We start from the raw sequence: 10,332 nt of genomic DNA, 5'->3' as shown, positions 1-10,332 counted from the left end.
CAAAGTGCGGGCAGCTACGCAGCAGGGAAAAATCACCGCTGCGCTTGGCGCCGAACTGGAAATCATCGCCTATCAGTAAATAACGGGTATTCAGGGCGCCAACCAATACATCGTCAATAAAATCTTGGGCGCTCATGCGGGCAAATGCATGATTAAAACGATAAACAAATACGATATCAACCAGCTTTGACGCTTCCAGCTCGGCCAGCTTATCGCGCAAGGTAGACAAGCGCGCCGGTGGCGTCTCGCGACTGAAAAACTCACGCGGATGCGGCTCGAAGGTCAGCACGGCCACAGGCAGGGCGCGCCGGTCTGCTTCGGTACGCAAGCGGGTCAACATATTCCGGTGCCCCAAATGGACACCATCGAAATTGCCTATGGTCAGTGCACACCCGGGCAGGCTGAAACGACGGGGATCTCCGAAATATACCTGCATTGCCGCCCTTTGCCCTGAAAGCCTACGATTGTAGCGGTCGATACTCGCCAGCGTCCAGCCTTGCACGGCAAGCAATAAGCGCTTTCTCCCCAATTCATCCGGGCAAAACATAAAAATCAAAAAAGCCCTGCACAGGCAGGGCTTTTTTCAGGGTCAGGACAGAATTACTTCTGTTCAACCATGGATTCCTTCATGGCGCTGATAGTCATGTCGACACGACGATCACCAGCCACGCAAGCCTTCATTTCGGTTTGGGTCTTCAGCTTCTTGGCCTTGCACTCTTGGGTCAGGCCATCGGCAGCCTTGCCTTTGCCGACTGCAGTAACCTTGGCTGCGGCTACGCCATTTTCAACCAGAAAATTGCGTACGGTGTCGGCACGCTCTTGCGACAGCTTCAGGTTGTACTTGTCGGAACCGTAGAAGTCGGTGAAACCAGCCAGTTCAACCGATTGCAGCTTGTCGCCATTGGCCTTCAGCTTCTCAACCAGCGGGCCCAACTCGTCCTTGGCTTCCGGACGCAGCGTAGCCTTGGCAAAGTTGAAGAACACGTCAGCCGACAGGGAGATCTTTTCCTGAACCAGAACCATCACCGGAGCGACAACAGCAACAGGCTTAACCGCTTCGCGATCACCGCATTCAACCAGACCGTTTTTAGCCTTGTCGAAAGAAGCACTCTTCCAGCACTCGCCGTAGTTGTTACGCACAACCTTGTTGGTAGCCTGGTCATCCAGGTAGCCTGGCTGAGCTGCAAATGCGCTAGCAGAAACCAGCAGGGCGCCAAGCAAAGCACTTACTTTAAACTGTTTGATCATCTTAAATTCCCTTTTGTTTTTAAAAGCCAGTGCCAAAAGTGCCTCGCGTGCCTTTTATAGATGGTGAGACACCTTAAATCACTCTAGCGTGCAAAATTCAATATGCAAGGTTTTAGCACTATATAAACACATTTACATAGTGTCAACTCGCTAGACCTACATACAGCTCAATCTATGACTTAAAAACAACAAAATCAGCAAATACCGATATTTTACATGCCCAAAGAATTGCAATGAAAATCTAAAAAACACGCTTAAATAATGGTTCAGGTTGACGCCACGAGACTTGATAGCTATCGCTAAAGTCCTGCAACCCAACCAAGGCCTGCCCTGCATCCCGATCCGCCCGCACGGCAAAGCTGTCAAACCCCACTTGATGGAGATAGTAGAGCTGATCTTGCAATACATCCCCGATGGCTCGCAGCTCTCCCTTATAGCCATGGCGTTCACGCAACAGGCGCGCCAGGCTGTAGCCCCGGCCATCGGTAAAAGCCGGAAAATCAATCGCGATCAAGCCAGGTTCGGAAAGCCGGGCGAGCAGAAGATCGATATCCGAATCCGACGATAGCCAGACCGCCACACGATGCGCATGAGCCGGGCGTTCGCCCAGCCAGCGCTCAAGCGGCAGGATGACATCCTGCGCCGGCCATGCGGCATCGTCATCTCGTAGCAAAACCCACTCGTCCGCGACGATGCGCCCGTCCTTAATGATGTTTTGCATAGACCGCCTCCTTGAATGGTGTAATCCCCATGCGTCGCACCGTTTCGATAAAGCGTTCCCCGCTCAGGCGCTCGGCCACATACACCCCCAGAATTTTTTCGAACACCTGCGGAATATCAGCCTGGGCAAAAGAAGGACCGATCACCTTGCCCAACGAAGCCAGATTACCCTGACTCCCCCCCAGCGTAATCTGGTACCACTCTTCACCATTTTTATCGACACCCAGAATACCGATATGGCCAATGTGATGATGGCCACAAGCATTAATGCAACCGGACAAATTGCAATCGATCTCGCCCAGGTCATGCAGATAATCCAGATCAGCGAAGCGACGCTGGATCGCTTCGGCCACCGGAATCGACTTGGCATTGGCCAGCGCGCAAAAGTCGCCACCCGGGCAGCAAATAATATCCGTCAACAGGCCAATATTCGGCGTAGCGAAGCCGTATTCGCGTGCCAGTTGCCACAGGGTAAACAGGTCGTATTCGCGTACATCCGGCAGGATCAAATTCTGCTCATGCGCCGCCCGCAATTCACCAAAACCGAAGCGCTCGGCCAAGCCCGCAGCCGCGTCCATCTGCTCGGCACTAATATCCCCCGGCGGTACACCGGTTTTTTTCAGCGACAAGACCACCGCGCGATAGCCCGGCCGCTGATGCGCCCGGGTGTTACGTGCCAGCCAGCGGGCAAATGCCGGGTGTTCAGCTTGTGCCGCACGCAGACTGGGTGGATCGGCCTCAAGCATCTCATAGGCAGGGGCATCAAAAAAACCGGCGAAATGGGCAACATCCTGAGCCCGCAGCGTGGCGGGACCATCCTTAAGATGCTGCCATTCATCTTCGACTTTGGCCGCAAACCCTTCTACCGTCATCGCCTTGACCAGAATCTTGATGCGCGCCTTGTACTTGTTGTCGCGCCGCCCGAAACGGTTATAGACACGCAGCACCGCATCCAGATAGGTCAGCAAGTGCTCGGCCGGCAAGAACTCGCGCACCTGCTCGCCAATGACCGGTGTACGCCCCAGCCCGCCACCAACCAGCACCCTGAAACCGGTCGCGCCAGCCGTATTTCTCACGACCTGCAAGCCGATATCGTGCACCCAGGTCGCGGCGCGGTCCTCAAGACTGCCGGACACTGCAATCTTGAACTTGCGCGGAAGATAGGCGAACTCGGGATGCAAGCTACTCCACTGACGGATAATCTCGCACCATGGCCGCGGATCCAGCAGCTCGTCGGCAGCCACACCGGCAAAGGCATCGGTGGTGGTATTGCGCACACAGTTGCCTGACGTCTGGATGGCATGCATGCCGACTTCGGCCAGTTCGGCCAGAATATCCGGCACCGACGCCAGAGCCGGCCAGTTGAACTGAATGTTCTGCCGCGTAGTGAAATGGGCATAACCCTTGTCGTAATGGCGGGCAATATGCGCGAGACGACGCATCTGTGTGCTGCTGAAATGGCCATAGGGAATGGCGACCCGCAACATCGGCGCATGACGCTGCACATATAGCCCGTTCATCAGCCGCAATGGACGAAACTCTTCTTCGGACAATTCGCCGGCCAGAAAGCGCCGGGTCTGATCGCGAAACTGCGCCACACGCTCACCCACGATGCGGGTGTCGACTTCATTATATCGATACATGAAATTCTCCAGCTGCGAACTCAGGCAGCAGGTTTAAGTGGGCTGGCCTTGGCATGCAGGCCGCACTCTTTGGATTCTGGATTTTCCCACCACCAGCGTCCGGCACGCACATCCTCGCCCTGCGCAATAGCGCGGGTGCAGGGCGCACAGCCGATGGAAGGATAATGTCGGTCATGCAGGGCGTTGTATGGCACATCGTGCGCCCGGATATACGCCCAGACATCAGCCTCGCTCCAGTCAAGCAAGGGGTTGTACTTCATCAGTCCGTGGGCCGTATCCGGCTCGCACTCGGGCAAGTCCAGCCGCGTCACCGATTGTTCGCGACGCAAGCCGGTGATCCATGCGCTATGTCCGGCCAACGCCCGGCGTAGCGGTTCCAGCTTACGCACCTCGCAACACCCCTTGCGCAACTCGATACTCTGATAAAAGGCATTAATGCCGTTCAGTCCTACCCACGCCTCGGTAGCCGCCGTGTCGGGAACATAAATACGCAGGGGGTAAGCCGGATAGCATTCTGCTACGGCCTGCATCAAGGCATAGGTCTCGCCAGGCAAGCGCCCAGTATCCAGACTAAAAATAGCGACTGGCAACTGCAAGCCGGCGATCAGATCGGTCAGTACCATATCCTCGGCACCGAGGCTATTGGCCAGTACGACCGAGGTCTCGCTTTGGGCAATATTTTGCAGCAGCGAGCGGGTATGCATCAGCTTCTGTTCCAGACCCATATCCGTTTCCTTCACAATATTTAGCAGACATGCTACCCAATCGACTTATAAACTTAAAAGAATATCGTGTTAGTATCTAATTCCATCTGGTTTTATAAGAAAGGCGACGGGGCATGAAACTGCAACAGTTGCGCTATTTGGTTGAAGTGGCCAAGCAGGGGTTAAATGTCTCCGAAGCGGCCGAGAAGCTGCACACATCGCAGCCGGGCATTTCCAAACAGATCCGCCTGCTGGAGGATGAACTGGGCATTCAGGTTTTCATCCGTAATGGCAAGCGCGTGGTTGCCGTTTCCGAACCGGGCAAGGAGATCCTGCGCATCGCCGAGCGCATCCTGCACGAAGCCAAGAACCTGAAACGCGTAGGAGATGAATTTTCACGCGAATCCGAGGGGGCGCTGACCATAGCCACAACCCACACTCAGGCACGCTATGCATTACCCGCGGTTATTTCAGAATTCATGCGCCGCCACCCCAAGGTCAGACTGTCGATCAAGCAAGGTAGTCCGACCCAGATTTGCGAGATGGTCGTGGCGGGAGAAGCCGACTTTGCCATCGCCACCGAAGGCATAGAACTATATAAAGAGCTGGCCATGCTGCCGTGCTGCCAATGGAACCGCAGCATTGTTGTTCCGCAAGGACATGAACTGACCCAACTGCAGCGCCCGCTGACACTGGCCGATATTGTGCGCTACCCCATCATCACTTACGACTTCGCCTTTGCCGGGCGCTCAAAAATCAACAAGGCATTCGCTGAAGCCGCACTCACGCCCAATGTTGTCCTGACCGCTATCGATACCGATGTGATCAAGACCTACGTCGGGCTGGGCTTGGGTATCGGTATTATCGCCAGCATGGCCTTCGAGCCCGAACGCGACAGCAAACTGGCGGTCATTGATGCCGCCCACCTGTTTGCCCCGTCGACAACCAAGATCGGCATCCGCAAGGATGCCTATTTACGCGGCTTTGCTTACACACTGATCGAACTGTTTGCCCCGCATCTGCAGCGCAAACAGGTCGAAGCCGCACTCTTGGCACATGATCCGCGTTTTCCCGCCGAAGACTAAGAGCCCGGATACGACAACGCCCCGTCCATCAGGCACGGGGCGCAAGCTTGCGAACAGGCTTAAGCTTACAGCGTCAGACCACCGGTCACTTCGATGGCAGCGCCATTGATATAACTGGCTTCGTCCGAAGCCAGGAAGGCGTAGACGTTGGCAATCTCTTCCGGCGCGGCCATACGCTTCATCGGCACCTTGTCCTCCATCGCCTGAATCACCTTCTCCGGCATATTCTTCAGGATAGGGGTCGCCACAAAGCCCGGGCACACGGCATTGGCACGGATACCTTTTTTACCCAACTCTCGCGCCCAGGTCTTGACGAAACCGATCACGCCAAACTTGGTAGCCGCGTAGTTGGTCTGGCCAAAATTGCCATAGATACCGACCACCGATGAGGCATTCAGGATCACACCGCTCCCCTGCTCTATCATGGTATCGACCACGGCCTTGGCACAGTTGTAAACGCCCTTGAGATTGATATCGATGACTTTATCAAACTGGTCATCACTCATCTTGCTCAACTGGGCATCCATCACGATGCCTGCGTTATTCACCAGAATATCGATACGGCCAAAACGCGCCTTGAGATCGGCAACCATGGCGGCAATTTCAGCCTTGTCGGTCACATTGACCTTGTAGCCGACGGCCTGTCCACCGGCAACCTTCAGTTCTTCCACGACCGTACTAACGGCCTCGATATTCAGGTCACAAACGGCAACAATTGCGCCTTCGCGCACGAACTTCTCTGCAGTCGCCTTGCCGATGCCGCTGGCAGCACCGGTAATAATGGCAACCTTGTCTTTCAAACGCATGGTTTTTCCTTTGTACACATATCTTAGGATGGCCAGACTAGCTGGTATTCCCCACCATCGACCTTTGCATTGCTGCACTGTGGCCTTGTTATTCTGGTTCTGACGTGCCTGATAGCAAAGCGGCATGCCATCACAACGTGTTTGTGCGTTGCAATATAGCGCATAGCATAAAGCGGGTAAAGCAATCACTCGATATTACGCATCTCCGCCAAAGGCAAATATAAAAAACGGCGTGATACTGTGTTTAAACACAATAACACGCCGTCAAATACGGAATAGATAAAGACTTACTCTATACCCTTACTTTCCAGATAAGACTCGTAATCACCCATATAGTACTCGTAGCCACCGTCGCCATCGAGTTCCAGAATCTGGGTTGCCAGCGAGCTGACAAATTGGCGATCGTGCGACACGAAAATCAGCGTGCCCTTATACTTGTCCAATGCCATGTTCAGGGCTTCGATCGTCTCCATATCCATATGGTTGGTCGGTTCGTCCATGATCATCACATTCGGCTTTTGCAGGATTAGCTTGCCGTACAGCATGCGACCCTTCTCACCACCGGACAAGACACGCACCGCCTTGGTCACATCGTCACTGCCGAATAGTAAACGCCCCAGCGTGCCGCGTATCACCTGCTCGTCGTCGCCTTCCAGGCCCCATTCACGCATCCACTCTGACAGGTTCTCATCGGAGTCGAATTCGGCCTCGTGATCCTGGGCAAAATAACCCAGCTGCGCCTTCTCGGCCCACTTAACCGTGCCGTAGTCGGCGACTATCCCATCGGCCAGTTCGGGCGAGAAAGCACCGGCCAGCAACTTGACCAGCGTAGTCTTACCTGCACCGTTAGGACCAATAATCGCCAGACGCTGCCCCGCTTCAAGAATCAGGTCAAGATTCTTGAACAAGACCTTGCTGTCGTAAGCTTTGGACAACTGGGAAGCTTCCACTGCCTGACGGTGCAGCTTCATCTTGTCATCCATCTCGAAACGAATGAACGGACTCTGGCGGCTGGATGGCTTGACCACAACCATCTCCGACTTGAGCTTGTCCACCTGCTTCAAGCGGCTGGTCGCTTGGCGCGCCTTGGACTTGTTGGCCGAGAAGCGTGCGGCAAATTCCTGCAGTTCCTGGATACGGTCCTTGGCCTTGGCATTGGACGACAATTGCTGCTCACGCGCCTGAGTCGACGCGATCATATAATCGTCGTAATTACCCGGGTAGATGCGGATGGTGTTGTAATCCAGATCGGCCATGTGCGTACACACCTGATTCAGGAAGTGACGGTCATGCGAAATAATGATCATGGTGGAGTTGCGCTCGTTGAGCACATTCTCCAGCCAGCGGATGGTGTTGATATCCAGGTTGTTGGTCGGTTCATCCAGCAACAGGATATCCGGATTGGAGAACAGCGACTGCGCCAGCAATACGCGCAGCTTCCAGCCCGGAGCGACGGCGCTCATCATGCCGAAATGCTGATCCTGCGGGATACCCACGCCGGACAGCAGCACACCGGCACGCGCTTCCGCCGTATAGCCATCGTACTCGGCGAACCTGGCTTCCAGTTCGGCCGCATGCATATAATCTTCTTCGGTGGCCTCGAGGTTGGCGTAGATCGCATCGCGCTCGCTCATCGCCGCCCACATCTCGGTGTGCCCCATCAGCACCACATCGATCACGCGCTGATCTTCGTAGCCAAACTGATCCTGACGCAGTTTGCCCAAACGCAAACCGGACTCAATGGCGACTTCACCTGAAGTCTGCTCCAGATCACCGCCCAGAATCTTCATGAACGTCGACTTGCCAGAGCCGTTGGCACCGATCAAGCCATAACGGTTTCCTTCGCCAAAGCGAACCGAAACCTTATCGAACAACGGCTTTACGCCGAACTGCATGGTAATATTACTAGTGGTAATCACGCTTGCATCCTTGAGCCGACTGGCCGTAAGTACCGGAAAAGCGGAAGATTCTAGCACAAATCCCCGCAGCCAAACTATCCTGCCCCACTTCGCATACGCCCTTTTGCCACGGTGGCGAATTCCGCTACAATCTGAAGCCTTTGCCATTAAAAATATAGGCCTCACTATGCTCACCGGCAGCCTGGTAGCTCTGGTCACCCCGATGTTCGAGGATGGTCAGGTAGATTTCGCATCCCTCACCCGCTTGGTTGACTTCCATATAGACAACGGCAGCAGCGGCATCGTCGCCGTTGGCACCACCGGCGAATCCGCCACTCTGACCGTCGATGAACACCTCGCCGTTGTACAAGCCGTTATCCGCCATGCAGCAGGACGCATCAAGGTGGTGGCAGGAACAGGTGCCAATAGCACGGCAGAAGCCGTCGAGTTGTCACGCCATGCCAAAGAACTGGGTGCCGACATGACACTGTCGGTTGTGCCTTATTACAACAAACCAACCCAAAGCGGCATCTACCGGCACTACAGTACGATAGCCGAAGCCGTCGACATTCCGCTGATCATGTACAACGTACCGGGACGCACCGTTGCCGACATGAGTAATGATACTGCACTCAAATTGGCCGAAATCCCGAATATTGTCGGACTAAAGGACGCCACCGGCGATATCGGCCGCGCCTGCGACCTAGTCAAGCGTGCACCTGCCGACTTTGCCCTTTATTCCGGCGATGACCCTACCGGCATGGCCTTTATGCTATGCGGCGGTCACGGTGTCATTTCGGTTACAGCCAACATCGCGCCACGCGCCATGAGCGACTTATGCCTAGCCTCTCTGGCCGGCGACTGCCGCGCGGCACGCGAAATAAACGACCGCTTGCAAGGCTTGCACAAGCAACTGTTTATCGAACCCAATCCGATCCCATCCAAATGGGCCCTGCAACGCATGGGACTGATCCAGTCCGGCATTCGCCTGCCACTGGAATTGATGAGCACGGACAGCGTCGCAACTGTCGAAGCCGCCATGCAGCAAGCTCGCGTTATATAAACGAGAAGACCATACAATGAAAAAAAATCTCTGCCTGCCATTATTGCTGACAGGCTTGCTTGGCGCTTGCTCAAGCAATTCCGTACTGGAAAAACCACTGGACTACAAGTCGGATGCACCAGTACAACAAGGCAAACTGGAGCTCCCGCCCGATCTGACCGCACCGCAAATCCAGAATCGCTACCAGCTACCCGGCACCGGCAGTGCTTCGCTAATCGATTACAGCAAAACCGGCACTAACGCGCCCCAGATACAGCAAGATAGCAATCTGCTGGTCAAACCGGCCAATGCACATATAGAGCGCGGCGGCACCCAACGCTGGCTGGTGGTCGACAACAAGGCACCCGAACAAGTCTGGCCACTGCTCAAAGCCTTCTGGCAGGACAACGGCTTCGTAATCAAGAGCGAAGAGCCCGATATCGGCTTGATGGAAACAGACTGGGCCGAAAACCGTGCCAAACTGGGTATGGATCCAGTCCGCCGCATGCTGGATACCGTCGGACTGGGCGGCGTCATGTCGACACCCGAGCGCGACAAATTCCGCATCCGCCTGGAACGCACAGCCAAGGGTACCGAGGTTTATTTCACCCACCGCGGCATGTACGAGACTTATATCAACGAAGGCAAGAGCGAGACAAAATGGCAACCGCGCCCGGCTGACCCCGAGCTTGAAACCGAATTCCTCGCCCGCTTTATGGTACGCCTGGGACACAGCGAAGATCAGGCCAAAACATCGGCCAAAGCCGCTGAAAGCCAGCCGGCTACAATAGAAAAAGTACAGATCCAAGCTGGTACATTGCAAGTCAACGACGATTTTGATCGTGCATGGCGTCGTATCGGCTTGGCGCTGGATCGCATAGGCTTGCAGATCGTCGATCGTGACCGCTCGCAAGGCATCTACTATGTGCGCCCGGCCAAGGGCGATATCGATGCACAAACCGGCAAGACCGAAGGTGGCTTCTGGTCAGGCCTTGCTTTCTGGCGTGATAAAAACGAAGCCACCCAGCAAGAAGAACAATATCGCGTGACAGTCAAAGCTAACGACAAACAGACTCGAGTCCAGTTACAGGACAAGGCAGGTCAAGCCTTGCCGGACGCACTATCCAGCCAGATCGTACGCAAACTGGCGGAACAGCTACAGTAAGCATCATGCAACAGGCCGCCC

At 55.0% G+C, this 10,332-nt stretch carries 9 protein-coding genes and 1 pseudogene; 3 read left to right on the top strand and 7 right to left on the bottom strand.

Translation table 11 applies throughout. The features are described from left to right. From ACRC1E_RS13020 to ACRC1E_RS13000, 5 genes and pseudogenes are all read right to left on the bottom strand, one after another. Positions 1-340 (bottom strand): annotated as a pseudogene (locus tag ACRC1E_RS13020) (bifunctional riboflavin kinase/FAD synthetase); the annotation flags it as partial. A 260-nt stretch (positions 341-600) separates the two neighbouring features. Then, positions 601-1,248 carry an OmpA family protein gene (locus ACRC1E_RS13015; protein WP_438515516.1) on the bottom strand — a complete coding sequence of 216 codons (648 nt, stop codon included), beginning with the start codon at positions 1,246-1,248 and terminating at the stop codon, positions 601-603. A 241-nt stretch (positions 1,249-1,489) separates the two neighbouring features. After that, positions 1,490-1,969, bottom strand: a complete 480-nt coding sequence (locus ACRC1E_RS13010) for a DUF934 domain-containing protein (RefSeq protein ID WP_438515515.1) — start codon at positions 1,967-1,969, stop codon at positions 1,490-1,492. Beyond that, positions 1,953-3,611, bottom strand: coding sequence for a nitrite/sulfite reductase (locus ACRC1E_RS13005; RefSeq protein ID WP_438515514.1), 1,659 nt, complete (start codon positions 3,609-3,611; stop codon positions 1,953-1,955). The genes ACRC1E_RS13010 and ACRC1E_RS13005 overlap by 17 nt, the downstream gene beginning before the upstream one ends. A gap of 20 nt (positions 3,612-3,631) precedes the next feature. Beyond that, on the bottom strand, positions 3,632-4,336 hold the full coding sequence (locus tag ACRC1E_RS13000) for a phosphoadenylyl-sulfate reductase (RefSeq protein ID WP_438515513.1): 705 nt from the start codon (positions 4,334-4,336) through the stop codon (positions 3,632-3,634). A gap of 113 nt (positions 4,337-4,449) precedes the next feature. Here ACRC1E_RS13000 and cysB point away from each other — a divergent pair, with 113 nt between their 5' ends. Then, on the top strand, positions 4,450-5,400 hold the full coding sequence (gene cysB / locus ACRC1E_RS12995) for an HTH-type transcriptional regulator CysB (protein ID WP_438515512.1): 951 nt from the start codon (positions 4,450-4,452) through the stop codon (positions 5,398-5,400). Positions 5,401-5,465: 65 nt separating this feature from the next. On the opposite strand, the gene fabG is transcribed toward cysB, so the two are convergent. Both fabG and ACRC1E_RS12985 read right to left on the bottom strand, forming a co-directional pair. Next, complete coding sequence (gene fabG, locus ACRC1E_RS12990; RefSeq protein ID WP_438515511.1) at positions 5,466-6,206, bottom strand: 3-oxoacyl-ACP reductase FabG; 741 nt, start codon at positions 6,204-6,206, stop codon at positions 5,466-5,468. 287 nt (positions 6,207-6,493) lie between these two features. Next, on the bottom strand, positions 6,494-8,125 hold the full coding sequence (locus ACRC1E_RS12985; RefSeq protein ID WP_438515510.1) for an ABC-F family ATPase: 1,632 nt from the start codon (positions 8,123-8,125) through the stop codon (positions 6,494-6,496). Positions 8,126-8,291: 166 nt separating this feature from the next. Here ACRC1E_RS12985 and dapA point away from each other — a divergent pair, with 166 nt between their 5' ends. Continuing rightward, the gene (dapA, locus tag ACRC1E_RS12980; RefSeq protein ID WP_438515509.1) at positions 8,292-9,167 is read left to right on the top strand and encodes a 4-hydroxy-tetrahydrodipicolinate synthase; all 876 of its coding nucleotides are present in this window, start codon (positions 8,292-8,294) and stop codon (positions 9,165-9,167) included. Between the two features lie 16 nt (positions 9,168-9,183). Further along, entirely contained in the window at positions 9,184-10,311 is a 1,128-nt protein-coding gene (gene bamC / locus ACRC1E_RS12975; protein WP_438515508.1) for an outer membrane protein assembly factor BamC, read from the top strand. Positions 10,312-10,332: the final 21 nt, after the last annotated feature.

This window comes from Craterilacuibacter sp., from assembly GCF_051659485.1.
Taxonomy (GTDB): domain Bacteria; phylum Pseudomonadota; class Gammaproteobacteria; order Burkholderiales; family Chromobacteriaceae; genus Craterilacuibacter.
The sequence above is the reverse complement of the archived record's forward strand: the minus strand, read 5'-3'. Positions and strand labels throughout refer to the sequence as shown.